The sequence below is a fragment of the Arthrobacter sp. zg-Y820 genome (assembly GCF_030142155.1).
Classification (GTDB): Bacteria; Actinomycetota; Actinomycetes; order Actinomycetales; family Micrococcaceae; genus Arthrobacter_B.
The window spans coordinates 3,628,454-3,643,169 of the sequence record NZ_CP126247.1; the positions used below are offsets into that span (position 1 = coordinate 3,628,454).

The following is a 14,716-nucleotide window of genomic DNA, read 5'->3' on the forward strand; positions in this document are numbered from 1 at the left end:
GAGCACCTGGGGTTCAGCCTTGGGGAAAGCCGTCCCGGGGCCACCACGCCGGCAGCAGGTTCGGCAGCGACGCCAGCCAGGCTTCGACGTCGTCGTCGTCCCCCGCAACCCACTGCTCAATCCAGGAGGCGTAGGCGCCGCCCAGGAACGCCGCGGCCACCTCGCAGTCAAGGTCCGGCACCAGTCCGTAGCCCTCCCAGGCGTACACGGCCAACAGGAACCGCGGACGCAGCCCCTCGGCGAGCACCTCCTGGAAGGTGCCGGTGGAAAACAGCAGCCGATAGGTCCGCCGCTCCGACCGGGTGTGCTCCAGGATTCGCCGGAGGGCGTCGGCATACAGGACGCCGACTTCAGCTTGTGTCCGGCCGGTGCCCCGCTGGTCGACGTCCACGGCACCGAGCCGATTCACCACGTCGACGTAGACCGAGGCGGCGAAATCGAAAATATTGCGGTGATGCCCATAGAACGTGGTGCGGTGCACGCCGGCCTGCCGGCATAACCCGGCAACACTGATTTCCGCCAGGTCAGAGTCCCGCAGCAGCTCCCAGAGCCCGTTCTCAAGCGCCTCCCGGGTGCGGGCGCTCCGCGGCTCGTCCGGGACGGGTCGCCGAGGGGGAAGGGGTGTTTCCGGTCCGGGCATGGACTTATCTTCTCAGATATACGGAAGGGTCTTCTCGGATACACGGAAGGGCCCGCCGAAGCGAGGCCCTTTCATGCCGCCGCGCTGGGGGACGCGGCGAGGATGGTGTCCTAGTTATTCAACACCTGTAGAACAGACTCTAGCCGAGAGAAGGCCGTACAGCCGAACGGGCCGGGCGCGGCGTGTCGGATTGGCCGGCCGCGGTGGCCGGATTCCGGCGGTTAGCGCGGAACCGGACCGAAACCCCGTGGGCGCGGTCAGCTGGCTTCCGCGGGCCGCACCCGGTGGCGCGGCGGGAGCGGAATGACCGCAGAGGTCCGGCGCTGATACTGCACATAATCCGGATGCCGGGACCGGGAGATGCTCTCGGTGAAAAGCGCGGACCCCGTAAAGAGCAGGGTCAGCAGCGCCGCGCCCAGCACGGTCCAGTGCAGCCAGGCGCCGGTGGCCGCCACGGCGAAGCCGTAAAACAGCCACCACTGCACCTGCTCGAAGAAGAAATTGGGGTGACGCGAGAAGCGGAAGAGGCCGGTTTGCAGGAAGTCCGGCCGGGGCGTCCGGCCGGCGCGCCGTTCGGCGGCCTTCCACTGGTGAAAGTTCCACTGCTGCTGGTCGGCGACCGTCTCGCCGGCCAGCGCAGCGACAAACAGCACCGCCAGGGCCCAGTCTCCGGCGGTCAGCTGACCGGGATGCCGGTACACCGTGAGGGCCGGCAGCGTCATCGCGAAGATGATGACGTTCTGGTAGATGCTGATGAAGAGGAGGTTGAAGACGGCGAACTGCCACGGTTTCATGCGGTTTCTCAGAATGGCCCACCGGTAGTCTTCGCCGCCGGGCGCATATCCGCCCTTGCGCGCGAAGTTGAACGTCAGCCGGGCTCCCCACAGGCTCACCAGCGCAGCCATCAGCAGCAGGCGTCCCTCGAAGCCCGATGCCGCCGCGAAGACCCAGACGTAGGCGAGGGGAACCACCGACCAGATGCGGTCGGTCCAGGAATACTCCCGGGTGAGCAGGGAGAGCACCCACGTCCCGGCACAGACAGCGGTGAGGATCCACAGGTTGACCAGAACCGGATTCATCCTCGGAGCGTACGCGCGCGGCTCCCTGGGCGGAAGACGGACGACGGCGGCTGGTAGCCTCGGCGCATGACCTCGCTTTTACTGCGGCCCTGGCAGGCGGCCGACGCCGGCGCTCTGGCCAGTATTTACCGCGGCAGTCCCGACCTGGCGCGGCAGCTCGGTCCGGAGGCCGGCTCAGCCGCCGGAGCGCAGCGGATCATCCGGGAGGACCTCGGCTGGGATCCTGCGAACGCGGGCAACCTGGCCCTCGAAGCCGGCGGCACCGCCGTGGGCAACGCCGGCATCAGCAGCATCGACTTCCGCCACGGGACGGCCTGGACGTACTACTGGCTGGCCGCTCCGGTGCGCGGCAAAGGCCTGGCGGCGCGTGCGCTGGCCACGCTGAGCCGCTGGGCCCTGGAGGAACTGCACCTGCACCGGCTCGAGCTGGGCCACCGGACCAACAACCCTGCTTCCTGCCGGGTGGCGTTGGCCGCGGGCTTTGCGCCCGAGGGAATCCAGCGCGCAAAGCTGCGTTACGGCGTCGACCGCTTCGATGTGGAAACGCACGCTCGGCTGGCGACGGACCCTGCTCCGGGACTGCCGCCGATCGAGTTGCGCCTGCCCTAAGTAGACGGGGCGGGCCACAACCCCGCCAATCCGTTAGCGGCTGGTGGTGTTCCGGGCGGCTTGGGCGTTGAAGAGCGATGCCGCAGTGGCCGCGTCCTGGATTGTCACCGTGAGGCTTCGCCCGCCGGGACCATGGACACGCAGCGCTTCGCCATTGCGGAAGATCAGCCCGACCGAACCCGCTCCGCCGAACCGGATCCCCCACCCCAGGAACTCCGTGAGGCCGCGGACAGTGACCACCTCCGCTGTTGTGCCGTCGGCAGCCGGAATACGGAACCGACCCAGGCCTAACAGTGAGCTGCAGGTCAGCCCGCGGTGATCGACGGTGACGGTCCACCGTCCGGCGACAACGCCGAGCGCCAGCAGAACCGTTCCCACAATGGTGAGGAACCACAGCGGGCTAACCAGGCCGACGACGATCAGGGCCAGCCCGGCAATCCCCCCGCCGAGCAGGCAGACCCAGGCGGTGGTGACTTTGCTCCAGGCGGCGATTTCGCCCGGCGCAAGGTTCAGGCCCGGGGTAGGGACGCCGGCAGCATCGGGTGACGCGAGAGGACGACTGCCGGCGACGACGGCGGCGAGAATCCCGTACCCACCGCTCAGGAGCGCGGTTATCACCATCGAGGCACGCGGATCCGGAGCCAGCAATGGATCCGAGAGGCCAACCTGGCCGCTAAGCAGCACGGGAAGCGCTGAGGCCAGGAAGACTTCGATGCCGGCTAAGAGAGCAACGGACAGCCGGCGACCCCATCCGGTCAGTTTCCCGGACCACTTCATGAACGCCAGGACGGCCAACCCTGCGGCGGCCGGCGCCGCAAAGGACAGCACGATGAGCGACAACGGACCGACGGTGGTAACTTCTTGCGTGGACCAGCTCCATTGCTGGGCAACCTCCGCGGGAAGCCGCCCGCTCCATCCGGTGACAAGTGCGAGGGATCCCAGCAGAACCGCCGCCGCTGGAAGGAAGACCCCCAGCCAGAAGCGAGGGTCCGGATCCGACGGTGTGCGGCGGGCGGGCAGATTCGTCGTCATGAGGAAGTTTCCTTGTCGAGGCGTTGGCGGAAGAGCGCGAGGATCGATTCGGTGGACAGACCGAGCCCGGCCAGCTGCGAGGCGGCGTCGTCAAGGATGCGCAGGACGTGCTCGCGTGCGGCCGGTGCCGGAGCAATAACCACCGCTCCACGCCCGCGCCGCAACTCAATGAGTCCCTGATCGCGCAGGTCCTGATAGGCGTGCAGGACGGTGTGCAGGCTGACACCCAGAGACTGTCCCAGCACCTTCGCGGCGGGAAGGCGCTCCCCGTCGGGCAGCGAACCGTCCAGGATGCCCTGCCGAACCGCTCCTGCAATCTGTTCGTGCAGGGGCGAGTCATTGGCGGGGGCCAGGCGAATCAGCATTTGTTCATTCTATTGTTATAGGTGAAGCATAACAATAGGCCCGGACCCGACCCGTTCGTCTGCAGTTTGGGGCCGAGGGCTTGGCGGCCCGTGGGAAGGGTCGGGGCTAGGCGCTCTGCTCCGGGAGCGGATTGCTGTCCCGGTCGTGGAGAAGGTCAACACCCAGCGACGCGAGCGCCGTAGCCGCGGCCATCCAGAGACGGGGTGCTGCCACTCCGCGCCGGGACAACCAGTCTTCGGTTCCCGCATCCAGGCGAAGCGACAGCGCCTGCATGCCGGCTACCGCCGCTCCGGCGCCGGCCGCCACCGCCGCACGCACCGCCGCTGGCCGGGCCCGGCCCGGAAACAGCACCACCGCCACCCCGGCAGCAGTCAGGATCCCGGGCGCGAGGACATAGGCACGGCGGAGCGCGACTGGCCAGTCGGTCGGTCGCCGGAGCGTGAACGCTCCGGCGAGTGCGGAAACGCCCAGTGACAGGGGAAGATTCTTCATGCCCCCACGCTACCGGGCCCCGCGGCCGGGGTGATGGCGGAAGCGATCTCAACATCCCGGCACACCGCCAGCCGACCCGCTGCGGCGGCAGCCCCGATGCTGAGCGCCAGCACTCCCCCGAAAGGGTCGAATCCGAACACCGCCCACAACACCATGGAGGGCACCGCGAAGAACGCAACCACGTGAATCCACTGCCGGCGCACGGGACGCAGCAACAGTCCCAGCACCAGGCCCACCGGAACGCCCACCAGCAGGCAAAGCCCGCCGAAGATCGCCATCATAAACAGCCACATGCCGAAGGGGTTAAAATCCGATCCCGGCTGCACCGGCTCCTGAAAAAGCAGAACAACGTACAGCACCGTCCAGGCCGCCAGCCATAGTCCGGTGGCCACGGCTATCCCCTTGATCAAGCCGTAATTGCCCAGCACCACTCTGCCGTTCTGCGGTGAAAGTTTTGGTTTCCGCATGCATCCTCCCCTCGTCCTGGTGTGATCCTACCGGGACTGTTCTCCCGCGGACGGAGTCGAGGAAGCCGGATGCGAAGTCACCATGACCTGGACTGCAGCGGAACCGGCTACTCCTCGGAGCCGGTCAGGTTTACTTCCAGCTGGCCACCGCGGACCCGGGTGTGGAACACCGGCTGCGGAGCGGTCGCCGGGCCGCGCAGCACCTCGCCGCTCCTGAGTGAAAAGGTGCAGCCGTGCCAGGGGCAGACCACGCCCAACTCACCGCGGACTTCCTCCAGATGCCCCTCAAACAGCGGCCCGCCGAGGTGGGAGCAGGTGCCGGCGAGCACCGACACGCCGTCGTCGCCCGCACCGTCCCGCCGCAGCACCACCAGCGGAACGCTGCCCAGGGTCGCCGCGCGGAGCTGCCCGACGGCAAACCCTTGGATCAGACCCAGCGAGTGCCAGCCGCTGGGGACTTCCTCGGGCAGGTCCTCGTTGCGGTTCACACCCGCGCCCTGGCGGTAGGCCAGATGTGCTCCCAGGTACGCGCCGAAGCCGGAAAGGCCATACCCGCTGAACGACAGCAGCTTTCCGAGCCGATGGTTGCCGCGGATCCGGACCACCCAGGAGGCGGCATAGAGCCCGACGGCGATGCCGTTGGCGACCTCGTGCACAATACCGGTTCGCTGCTGCCGCGTTTCGAGCTGGGAAAAATCGGTCACTCCCGAGACGGCTGCGGGCACTGCCGCTAACACACCCACTCCCACCAGGATTTGGGCCGCCTGCTCGTTGCCGGGCAGCAGATCCAGCACGGCGGCGGAAGACCAGGCGCCCAGCGGCACGCTCACCAGCGCCGGATGCAGCGGATGGCCCAGCGGCACACCATGCAGGACATCCGTTACCGCCGGCCAAGGCAGGACTTTCTTGACGATGCCGGACACCGTGCCGGCAAGGGGGTCCAGCCAGGCGGCCCCTTCGAGTTTGTCGGCAGTGTCGGCCAACGGCAGACGTGGCATGTCGCTCTCCTTCGACGGTGCGGGCCGGGAATCCGGCCGCGAAACCGGTGGACGGTCAACAGGGTAGTCAGGGTGCCGTGAGCCGCACCACCCGCAACCGGCATATCCGCGCCCGAGGCGGTTATACGCCGGTTGCGGTCGTCGGCTAGTACCGGCCGCCCTCCGGCAAGGGAGCATTGTCCAGCATGGCCAGGTCCTCGCCGCTGAGCTGCAGCTCACCGGCCATCACATTGTCCCGCAGGTACTTCGGTGATTTGGTTCCGGGAATCGGGATCACCCGCCGGCCCTGGGCCACCACCCACGCCAGTGCCACCTGCGCCGGCGTAGCGCCCACCCGTTCGGCGACGTCGCGCACCCGCTGCACAATCGCCAGGTTGGCTTTCAGGTTGTCCTGCTGAAAGCGCGGGAGCCGGCGCCGCATGTCGTCGGCCGGTAAATCGTCAAACGAGGTGAAGCGGCCGGTCAGAAAACCGCGGCCCAGCGGGGAGAAGGGAAGGAAAGCCATCCCCTGTTCCTCGCAGTAGGGCACGACGTCGGACAGCCGGTCGCGGGTCCACAGCGACAGCTCGGACTGCACGGCGGTGACGGGGTGCACGGTCTGGGCCAGCCGGATCTGCTCCACGCTGGCCTCGGACAGGCCAATGGCACGGGCCTTGCCGTCCTGGACGGCCTGAGCCATCGCGCCCCAGGACTCCTCCAGCGGCACCTGCGGATCGACCCGGTGCAGCAGATACAGGTCCACGTGGTCGGTTCCCAACCGTTGAAGGCTGCCGTCGATGGACTCCCGGATGTGCCCGGGGCGGCCGTTGACCGTCAGGCCGGGCAGCGTGCCGCTTCCCCTGGACGCGGTGCTGACTTCCAGTCCCACCTTGGTGGAGAGCACCGCCCGGTCCCGGTAGCCGTCCTGCAGCGCCCGGCCCACGAGTTCCTCGTTGGTGTAGGGGCCATAGACGTCCGCCGTGTCGATCAGTGTTGCCCCGAATTCGATGGCTCCGCGGATGACCGCGACGGAGGTTGCGTCGTCGCGCTCCGCATCCATGTCATAGGCATAGCTCATACCCATGCAGCCCAGCCCTATGACACCGACGTCAGGCCCGTTGGTTCCCAGCGTGGTTGTGCGCATGTTGGCTCCTCCTGGTTGCTCTGAAGCATCTCTGCGGAAACCGGAAGCGGGCCTCCATGGGTCAAGGCTAGAAGGAGGGCCGCCCAAGCGGGAGGTGCGGCAGACTGGTGGGTATGACTTCGGGGGAAGAAAACCAAGCAGCCACCTTCCGCACAGCCATGCCGGCCCGCTACCGGGGAATCCTGGGCGGTCTGGGGTTCGCCACCGTAGCGGGAACCGTCATCGCCGCGCTGGAGGGGGGCCCCTCGCGTTAGGGGCCGGCCTGTTCATCGCGGTTATTTTTGTACCCGTGCTGCTGATGACCACCCGGATTTCGATTTCTGAGCAGGGCATCAGGATTCGGGTCGCCGCCGTCTTTGCGACGGAGATCCCCTACCGGGAGATCACGGGCGTCTCGGTGGGACCGGTTACGGGGCTGCGCGAGGGCATGGGGCTGCGCATCCTTCCGGACGGCACCGGCTACTTGGTGGGCGGTCCGTCCGTCCGGATCGAGTGCGGCAGGACGGCGGTCCTGGTGTCCTGCAGCAGCCCGGACCGGCTGCTGGATGCCCTCGCCCCGCATCTGAGCGCAGCATCCGGGAGTTAACCGACGGTGCCGCCCTCCTCCCTTGCGGGAGCAGAGCGGCACCTTTCAGTTAGCGGGACGTCAGCGCGTGGCGGCGCCGTCGTGCACGGTATCCCCGGGCGCTGTGCCCTTGGACGCGGTGCCCGCCGGGCCGGTTTCGCCGTCGACGGCCGGCTGGTCGGTGTGCGGATGGCGGCGCTCCAGGGAAGCGCCCTCGACGTCGACGTCGGGCAGGATCTTGTTCAGCCACTTCGGCAGCCACCAGGCCTTGTCGCCGGCCAGGTGCATCAGCGCCGGGATCAGCAGCATGCGCACCACGAAGGCGTCCAGGAGGACACCGAAGGCCAGCGCGAAGCCAATGGGCCGAATCATCGTGCTGTGCGAGAAGATGAATCCGCCGAACACTGCGGCCATGATGATCGCTGCCGCCGTGACCACCGAGCGGCCGGCGCGGACACCCTGCGCGACGGCGTCGCGTGCCGTCGCTCCGTGGGCATAGGCTTCGCGCATGCCGGAGCCCAGGAAGAGCATGTAGTCCATGGCCAGGCCGAACAGGATCCCCACGAGGATGGTCGGCAGGAAGCTCAGGATCGGACCAGGCGTCTCCACGCCGAAGACGCCGGAGAGCCAGCCCCACTGGTAGATGGCCACCACGCCGCCAAGGGCCGCGAAGTAGGACAGGATGAAGCCGAGGGTGGCGATGACCGGAACATAGATGGACCGGAACACCAGGATCAGGATCAGCAGCGAGAGCCCGACAACCACACTCAGGTAGATCGGCAGCGCCTCGGACAGCTTGTCCGAGATGTCGATGTTGCCGCTGGCGGAGCCGGCCACGCCGATCTCGTATTCGCCGTTCAGCGGTGACATGTCGCGCAGCGTGTGCACGAGGGTTTCAGTGGATTCACTGGTGGGGCCTTCGGTCGGAATGACCTGGAAGGCTGCCACGGTCCGGTCCTCGGAGGAGCCGATGGGGGCAACGGCCGCCACGTCCTCCTGGTCGAAGAGGGTCCGGGCGATCTCGGTCTGAGCTGTCAGGGCTTCCTCCTCGGAAGGCTCCCCGGGCAGCTCGGCGACCACCAGCAGCGAGCCGTTCTGGCCCTCGCCGAACTTTTCCGACACCGCTGAGTAAGCCTGGTACTGGCTCGAGTCGTGGGCCTCGGCTGAGCCGTCCGGCAGGTTCTGCCGCAGGTCCAGCGCCGGGATGGCGATCAGCAGCAGGCCGGCGATTGCCGCAACCACGGTGAGCACGGCACGGCCGGTGCCCATGGCCTTGACCGGCGCGGTCTCCGGGCGGCCGTTGCCGGCCGCAGCGGTGGCGGCAGCGCCGTGCGCATCAAGGGCCGCACGTTCCTTGCGGCTGAGGACGCGCCTGCCGGCGATCTTCAGCAGCGCCGGAGTCAGCGTGACAGCGATCAGCACGGCAACGGCCACGCAGGCGGCGCCCACGGTGCCCATCAGGCCCAGGAAGGGGATGCCCGTAACGTTCAGGGCCAGCAGGGCGATGAACACGGTGGCACCGGCGAACACCACGGCGTTGCCGGAGGTGCCGTTGGCCAGCGCGATGGATTCCTCGAGGGCGTAACCGGCCTTCAGCTGGCGCCGGTGCCGGTTGACGATGAACAGCGCGTAGTCAATGCCAACGGCGAGGCCCAGCATCAGTCCAAGGATGGGGGTGATCGAGGCCATTTCGACGACGCCGGAGAAGGCCAGCGCGCCCAGGGCGCCGATGCCGACGCCGATCAGCGCGGTCAGCAGGGGCAGACCGGCAGCGATCAGGCTGCCGAGCATGACGACCAGCACGACGGCGGCGACCACCAGGCCGACCACTTCACCGACACCGAAGAGGCTGGGGACGGCGGCGGAGATTTCCGCTGAGTAGTTGACCTTGACGCCGTCGACCCGGGAGTCCTCAAAGACGGCCACGACGGCGTCCTTCGTCTCCTGGGTGATTTCCATCTGCGTGTCGGAGAAGACCACGTTCAGTACAGCCGCGCTGCCGTCTTCGGAGACGGTGCGGATTCCCTCGGCCATCTCCAGCAGCTCGGCGCCCTGCTCGGCCGGCTGTGCCTGTGCTTCAAGTTCGGCGGCCTGGGTGTCCAGTTCGTCGCGGCCGGCGTCCAGTTCTGCCTGCTGCGTTTCCAGGCCGGCGAGCATTTCTGCCGGGGCTCCGGCGGCTTCAGCCTGCGCACGCGCGGCATCGAGCTGTTCCTGCCCGGCGTCGAGCTGTGCCCGGGCCTCCTCAAGCTGGGCGCGGCCGGCCTCAATCTGGGCCTGCCCCTCGGCCAGCTGCTGCCCCTGCGCCGCACGCTCGGCCTCGGTGGCAAAGGGATCAACAACGTTTTCCACGCCGTCGATCTCGGCGGCCTCGGTCACCAGCGCGGAGATCTCCTGCTGCTGCTCCGGGGTGAAGCGGGAGCCGTCCTCGGTCTGGACAATAACCGAACCCGATCCCCCGGATGCCTGCGGGAGCTTCTCCTGCAGACGCTCGGTGACCTGAGTGGTGGGGGTGTTGGGGATGGAAAATGCGGTGGCGAGCGTGCCGCCGAAGAGCGCGAACGCTATTCCGGCAACCGCAAGCACGGCAATCCAGACCGCGAGCACGGTGCGCGCCCGGCGCGCTGCCGCCCGACCTAGTCGGTAGAGGAATTCAGCCATGAGAGTCCTAACAGGGGTGGGTAAGGAAAATTTTGGAGGAAGCGGGTCTAGGCCGGAGCTCTTGCCGATGGTTCGGTGCCGTGGCCGTCCCGGACTGCTTCGATGAGGCGTTCCAGATGCCGCGCCCAGATCTGCCGCGACTCGGGGGTGTCAACAGCACCGGTTTCTGCGGCCCAGTGGTGGTAGAGCACACCAATGCCGCCGGCGAGGGACCCTACCAGCAGGTGAAGGGCGATCTTGTCCGCGTCCGGCCGGCGGCGGAGCATGGCGTCAAGGAGCCGGTCGCTCACATCGGTGAAAACGCGCAGCGTCATCAGGGCCTGATGCGGGGACGGGTCCTGATCAGGGCAGCCCAGCACCCGGGTCAGGTAAGACATGGGCCCCACGAGGTCGGCTGACCGGAACGCGGCGGCCATTTCCTCCATCATGGAGGCCTCGGGGCCGTCGCCGGCCGGCACTGCGGAAAGACTCTCGACGACGGAGCTCAGGACATTGCCGCACGCTTCGGTAACGACGTCGTCCACTGAGGCGAAATGGTTGAACACGGTGCGCCGGGACACATCGGCGCGTGCGGCGAGCTCGTCGACAGTGAAATCCGTGCCTGCACGCTCGCTCATGAGAGTTGCCGCGGCATCAACGATTGCCTGCCGGTGGCGGGATTTCAGCGCCGTGCGGCGGTCGGCGGGGTTACTGGTTAACACGTCATTACACTAAGTGCAGTGATGCACTAAGTGCAATTTGAAAGGCTGCACGCAGCCCCACCTCCCCCAGGAGGCAGCAGCTAGGTGCTGGGAACGATTAGGTACTGGGAACGATGTTGTGGTTCCGCCGGAACAGGTTCTGCGGATCGTACGCATTCTTCAGCGCCGTGAGGCGGGCCAGCTTGTCCTTCCCGTAGACGGACGGGGCGGTGCCCTGTGCCACCGGATCCTCGGCGCCCATAAAGTTCACGTACTGCGCGCCGGAGGAAAACGGTTCCACGGCCTTCGCCACCCCTCGGACAAAGGCCGTCCGGGCGGCATCGTCCGCCGGGTCCTGCCAGAAGCCGTAAATGTTCAGCCAGTAGGGGGCATCCCGGGTGGGAAAGGCGGTGGCGTCCTCCGACACACGGCCGTAGGCGCCGCCCAGATGGTGAATGTCGAAACCGGTCCCGCGCCAGGTCTGCTCACAGCCGGCGCGCACCAGGGCATCTATGGCGGCGTCATCAAGTCGGTCGATGTTGGCGTTTTTCCAGTAGGCGCGCGAGCCCGGCGGAAACGTCGAGTCCATGGCCGTCTGCCATTCGGACCAGGGCACCGCTTCCACTACCTCCATGTCAGGGGGAGCTGCCGCGGTAAGCTGCCGGATCAGCGCTGCCCCGGCCTCCTGATCCGGGTCCGCCCAGGCGAGTCCGATCACCAGCAGCGGCTGGTCCCCCATGTCCCATTCCTCGATCGGCACCAGGCAGCTGATGATGGTGGTCATCTCATCGGGCAGCCCGGCCGTCCACGCGTCATAGGCGTGCAGCGCCGAGCGCCAGTGCATGTTGCCGTACACCAGGTTCCCGGTGAGGACCTGCGCGGGCAGCGGATGTGCCGAAAACGTAAAAGAGGTCACCACGCCGAAGTTCCCGCCCCCGCCGTGCAGCCCCCAGAACAGCTCGGGGTGCTGGTCCGCGTCCGCGCGCACCTCCTCACCGTCGGAGGTGACGACGTCGGCCCCCAGCAGGTTGTCGATGCTCAGCCCGCCGGATCGGGTGAGCCAGCCGACGCCGCCGCCGAGCGTCAGCCCGGCGACTCCCGTGCCTGAGACCACACCCAGGGGAACCGCGAGCCCGTAAGGGGCGGTGGCGAGGTCCACGTCTCCGATGGTTGCCCCCGCCTGCACGGTGACCGTACCGGCGCCGGCGTCCACGCTGACGTCGTTCAGCGCACCCATGTCCAGGACCACGCCGTCGGCAACCGTGCCATTGCCGGCCACGTTGTGCCCTCCGCCGCGCACCGCCAGCGGCAGCCCCCACAGCTGGGCGAAGTCCAGCACGGGTGCAATGTCCTTCGCGGACCCGGCCCGGACAATCAGTGCCGGCCGGACATCGATCATCCCGTTCCAGACGTTGCGTGCCGTCTCGTAGGTTTCTTCATCCGGGAGAATAACGGTTCCGGCCACGGCTGTGCGCAAGTCTTCCACGGCGTCCGGAGGCAGCTCAGGCAACATCGGGTTCACCACCTTGTGGGCGGCTACCGCCGGGCCCGCGGGATGGTGCCCGAATCCATACGGCTCCTGCCGCTCTCGCTAAAAATTGTTCGCCGCGGCGCCGGGACAGTCAAGGGACGGAGGGGCGCCTCGCCCGCAGGACACGCCGCCGGAGCGGGCCCCTGCTCCACATCCGGCAGCACAGCGGTGAAGACCGTCCCTTTCCCCGGCGAACTTTTGAACGTCAGGGATCCACCGTGAAGTCTCGTCGCTGTGCCGTTCAGCGGAGGACATGGGTGGAGCGTGAGCGCACGCCCGGGCCCGGAGATAAGGAGCGGCGCTGCGGAGCTGCATCGAAATCCAGCAGGAAAAGGAAGAAGCCGACGCCGGCCGGGCCCGCCACGGTTGGCAAGCCGGCTGCGCCGCCGGCACTGCATATGCAAGGCTGGGGAAGTACCGAACGCCCATTCGCTTCCCGGAGAAGTTTCCACACCGGGCGTTACGCCAAGGACAGGAGCAGCACATGAGCGACCAGGATCAGAGCATCAACCCCGGAGCCGACGCCACGGACAACAATCTGGCCGGCACCCGGGATGAGTTCAACGACGAAGTAACTGCCCGCCTCGTCCAGGAGGCAAAGACGCAGGAGCACGAGGAGGAAGCCGGGAACGACGGCGAAGCCGAGCGGGAAGATCAGCCAGCCCTCGAAGTGGACGAGGACAGCCCCGCCTCGGAAGCAAAACCCTCGTCCTGATTTCTTCCTGATACCGAGTCCCCTTCACGGCACGCAGGCCGCCCCTGTAGGATTAGTAAGCACACTGTCTATTACGGTTCGTTCTTCAGATCCTAAATTGGTAAAGGGAGAATCCGATGAGCACGAGCGCAGGAGCGGCCGGAGAGCCGGCCCGCAAGCCAAACCCTGCGGGCACCGGCCAGCCAAGCCGGAATGCCGGCAGCACCAACCGCCGCCACGACGCCGCTGAAAGCCGCGAGCAGATTGTTGGACGGGAAAAAGATGAGTTTGGCGGCGTCAAGATCGGCTCCGCCTTCTTCGGCTGGTTGGCTGCCGCCGGAACCACAGTGCTGTTGAGCGCTATCGCCACTGCTTTCGGCGCGGCCTTGATCGCCAACAATAACGACGTCGCCGGCGAGGCCACAGCCAACCCCGAGGGCGCCGGGATCACCGGAATCATTATTCTCATGGTGATCCTGTTTGTTGCCTACTTCTGCGGCGGATACGTTGCCGGACGGATGGCACGGTTCAGCGGCATCAAGCAGGGCGTGGCGGTCTGGGCCTGGGGCATCGTCATCGCCGTCGTACTGGCCCTTATCGGAGCCATTGCCGGGAGCGAGCTGAACATCAACGCCCAGCTGAACACCTATCCGCAGCTCTCCGGAGACAATACGGGCGCCGCCATCATCTCAATCATCATTGCAGCCTTGGTTGCGCTCGCCGGAGCCATCTTGGGGGGTCTGGCCGGCATGCGCTTCCACCGCCGAGTGGACAAGGCCGGACTCGGAAACTGAGCGGCGTGCGAACCGCGTCGACCAGGCTCCGCGATTTCCCCTTAGCCCTCATCCCGTCGATCGAGTTCCTGCACCAGTTCCTCGTGCCGAAATTCGGTCTCCGGATGGATTTCACCATCCCGGAGGATCTCCACGTCCCGCTCCCGATGCACCTTGCTGTTGAGGATTTCCACGTCCGACAGTTCCAGGTCCTGCAAATCCTCGGGGTACGGATCGTCGGGGGTCAGCATGGTTTTCATGTTCACTCTCTTCATATCAGTGGAACCTCTGCCTACATATATTACGGCCGCGCACCCACAGTGCGTCCCAGTCGGGAGCATATCCGGCTGCCGCACCGAAGCGACACCGTGCCGTCCCTGGACTGGTGCCGATGAAGGCCTTACCGCGGTGGTTGCGCCGCGTGGGTATCGAGGTTGCCGGATGGGCGCTGATTGTCCTGGGACTGGCCGCCTTGGTGCTGCCCGGCCCCGGCCTCCTGGCCCTCGTGGCCGGCCTGGCCTTGCTCTCCCTGCGCTATCGGTGGGCCAACCGCTTCCTCCGCCCGGTCAAGGCCAAGGCCTTTGAAGCGGCCGAAAAGGGAGTGCAAACCTGGCCACGCATCGGCTTCAGTGCGAGCGGCGCCGTGTCAGTCATGGCAGCAGGTATTCTCTGGGGCGCCTGGGGCAAGACTCCGCCGTGGTGGCCCTACGGTGATGCCCTCTGGCTGCCCGGCGGCTGGGGCACCGGAACCGGACTCATCATCTCCGGGCTTATCGCCCTGGGGCTGATTGTTTACAGCTGCCGCAAATTCCGCGGACGGGCCACGCGCAATTCCGGCGCCGTGGAGACGGCCGATTCCCGACGGGCCCCGGGCAATCAGGCTTAGGCCGTCTGGTCGGACCGCAGCCGGGCATTGAGTGCCTGCAGCGCCTCGGCAGCAGCCGCGAGGGCTGCCGCTTCCTCGTCGCTCAGGTTGGCCAGGCCGTTTCGGATTGGTCCGGCCCATGCA

18 protein-coding genes are annotated in these 14,716 nt (G+C 67.2%); 6 read left to right on the forward strand and 12 right to left on the reverse strand.

Translation table 11 applies throughout. From position 1 onward, the window contains the following. Positions 1–13 precede the first annotated feature (13 nt). The gene (locus QNO08_RS16645) at positions 14–640 is read right to left on the reverse strand and encodes a TetR/AcrR family transcriptional regulator (protein ID WP_229966385.1); all 627 of its coding nucleotides are present in this window, start codon (positions 638–640) and stop codon (positions 14–16) included. Between the two features lie 257 nt (positions 641–897). Next, positions 898–1,719, reverse strand: coding sequence for a DUF1295 domain-containing protein (locus tag QNO08_RS16650; RefSeq protein WP_229966386.1), 822 nt, complete (start codon positions 1,717–1,719; stop codon positions 898–900). A gap of 66 nt (positions 1,720–1,785) precedes the next feature. On the opposite strand from QNO08_RS16650, the gene QNO08_RS16655 reads away from it, so the two are divergent. Next, complete coding sequence (locus tag QNO08_RS16655) at positions 1,786–2,328, forward strand: GNAT family N-acetyltransferase (protein WP_229966387.1); 543 nt, start codon at positions 1,786–1,788, stop codon at positions 2,326–2,328. 33 nt (positions 2,329–2,361) lie between these two features. Here the strand turns inward: QNO08_RS16655 and QNO08_RS16660 are convergent, their stop codons facing one another. The 6 genes from QNO08_RS16660 to QNO08_RS16685 form a co-directional block, all read right to left on the reverse strand. Beyond that, positions 2,362–3,360 (reverse strand): hypothetical protein, encoded by a 999-nt coding sequence (locus QNO08_RS16660; protein ID WP_229966388.1) that lies wholly within the window; start codon positions 3,358–3,360, stop codon positions 2,362–2,364. Further along, a complete protein-coding gene (locus QNO08_RS16665) occupies positions 3,357–3,725 on the reverse strand; it encodes a GntR family transcriptional regulator (protein WP_229966389.1) in 369 nt (122 codons plus the stop codon). Before QNO08_RS16665 ends, QNO08_RS16660 begins: the two co-directional genes overlap by 4 nt. 106 nt (positions 3,726–3,831) lie before the next feature. After that, complete coding sequence (locus QNO08_RS16670; RefSeq protein WP_229966390.1) at positions 3,832–4,218, reverse strand: hypothetical protein; 387 nt, start codon at positions 4,216–4,218, stop codon at positions 3,832–3,834. Beyond that, complete coding sequence (locus tag QNO08_RS16675; protein ID WP_229966391.1) at positions 4,215–4,685, reverse strand: hypothetical protein; 471 nt, start codon at positions 4,683–4,685, stop codon at positions 4,215–4,217. Before QNO08_RS16675 ends, QNO08_RS16670 begins: the two co-directional genes overlap by 4 nt. Positions 4,686–4,792: 107 nt before the next feature. Then, positions 4,793–5,683, reverse strand: a complete 891-nt coding sequence (locus QNO08_RS16680; RefSeq protein WP_229966392.1) for a Rieske (2Fe-2S) protein — start codon at positions 5,681–5,683, stop codon at positions 4,793–4,795. 145 nt (positions 5,684–5,828) lie between these two features. After that, the gene (locus QNO08_RS16685; RefSeq protein ID WP_229966393.1) at positions 5,829–6,806 is read right to left on the reverse strand and encodes an aldo/keto reductase; all 978 of its coding nucleotides are present in this window, start codon (positions 6,804–6,806) and stop codon (positions 5,829–5,831) included. Positions 6,807–6,919: 113 nt separating this feature from the next. Here QNO08_RS16685 and QNO08_RS16690 point away from each other — a divergent pair, with 113 nt between their 5' ends. Then, a complete protein-coding gene (locus tag QNO08_RS16690; protein WP_229966394.1) occupies positions 6,920–7,060 on the forward strand; it encodes a hypothetical protein in 141 nt (46 codons plus the stop codon). 44 nt (positions 7,061–7,104) lie between these two features. Beyond that, positions 7,105–7,392: a hypothetical protein gene (locus QNO08_RS16695; RefSeq protein WP_284155620.1), complete on the forward strand. Its 288-nt coding sequence runs from the start codon at positions 7,105–7,107 to the stop codon at positions 7,390–7,392. Between the two features lie 60 nt (positions 7,393–7,452). On the opposite strand, the gene QNO08_RS16700 is transcribed toward QNO08_RS16695, so the two are convergent. The 3 genes from QNO08_RS16700 to QNO08_RS16710 all read right to left on the reverse strand — a co-directional run bounded on the left by QNO08_RS16700 (position 7,453) and on the right by QNO08_RS16710 (position 12,222). After that, positions 7,453–10,029, reverse strand: coding sequence for an MMPL family transporter (locus QNO08_RS16700; protein ID WP_229966396.1), 2,577 nt, complete (start codon positions 10,027–10,029; stop codon positions 7,453–7,455). A gap of 47 nt (positions 10,030–10,076) precedes the next feature. Continuing rightward, a complete protein-coding gene (locus QNO08_RS16705) occupies positions 10,077–10,730 on the reverse strand; it encodes a TetR/AcrR family transcriptional regulator (RefSeq protein WP_229966397.1) in 654 nt (217 codons plus the stop codon). A gap of 97 nt (positions 10,731–10,827) precedes the next feature. Further along, entirely contained in the window at positions 10,828–12,222 is a 1,395-nt protein-coding gene (locus QNO08_RS16710) for an FAD-binding oxidoreductase (protein ID WP_229966398.1), read from the reverse strand. 502 nt (positions 12,223–12,724) lie between these two features. Between QNO08_RS16710 and QNO08_RS16715 the strand changes: the two genes are divergently transcribed. Continuing rightward, positions 12,725–12,955, forward strand: coding sequence for a hypothetical protein (locus tag QNO08_RS16715; protein WP_229966399.1), 231 nt, complete (start codon positions 12,725–12,727; stop codon positions 12,953–12,955). A 116-nt stretch (positions 12,956–13,071) separates the two neighbouring features. Then, entirely contained in the window at positions 13,072–13,728 is a 657-nt protein-coding gene (locus tag QNO08_RS16720) for a hypothetical protein (protein ID WP_229966400.1), read from the forward strand. A 41-nt stretch (positions 13,729–13,769) separates the two neighbouring features. Here QNO08_RS16720 and QNO08_RS16725 read toward each other — a convergent pair whose 3' ends face one another. After that, the gene (locus tag QNO08_RS16725; protein ID WP_229966401.1) at positions 13,770–13,967 is read right to left on the reverse strand and encodes a hypothetical protein; all 198 of its coding nucleotides are present in this window, start codon (positions 13,965–13,967) and stop codon (positions 13,770–13,772) included. A gap of 161 nt (positions 13,968–14,128) precedes the next feature. On the opposite strand from QNO08_RS16725, the gene QNO08_RS16730 reads away from it, so the two are divergent. Further along, positions 14,129–14,593, forward strand: a complete 465-nt coding sequence (locus QNO08_RS16730; RefSeq protein WP_284155621.1) for a PGPGW domain-containing protein — start codon at positions 14,129–14,131, stop codon at positions 14,591–14,593. Positions 14,594–14,716 lie beyond the last annotated feature (123 nt).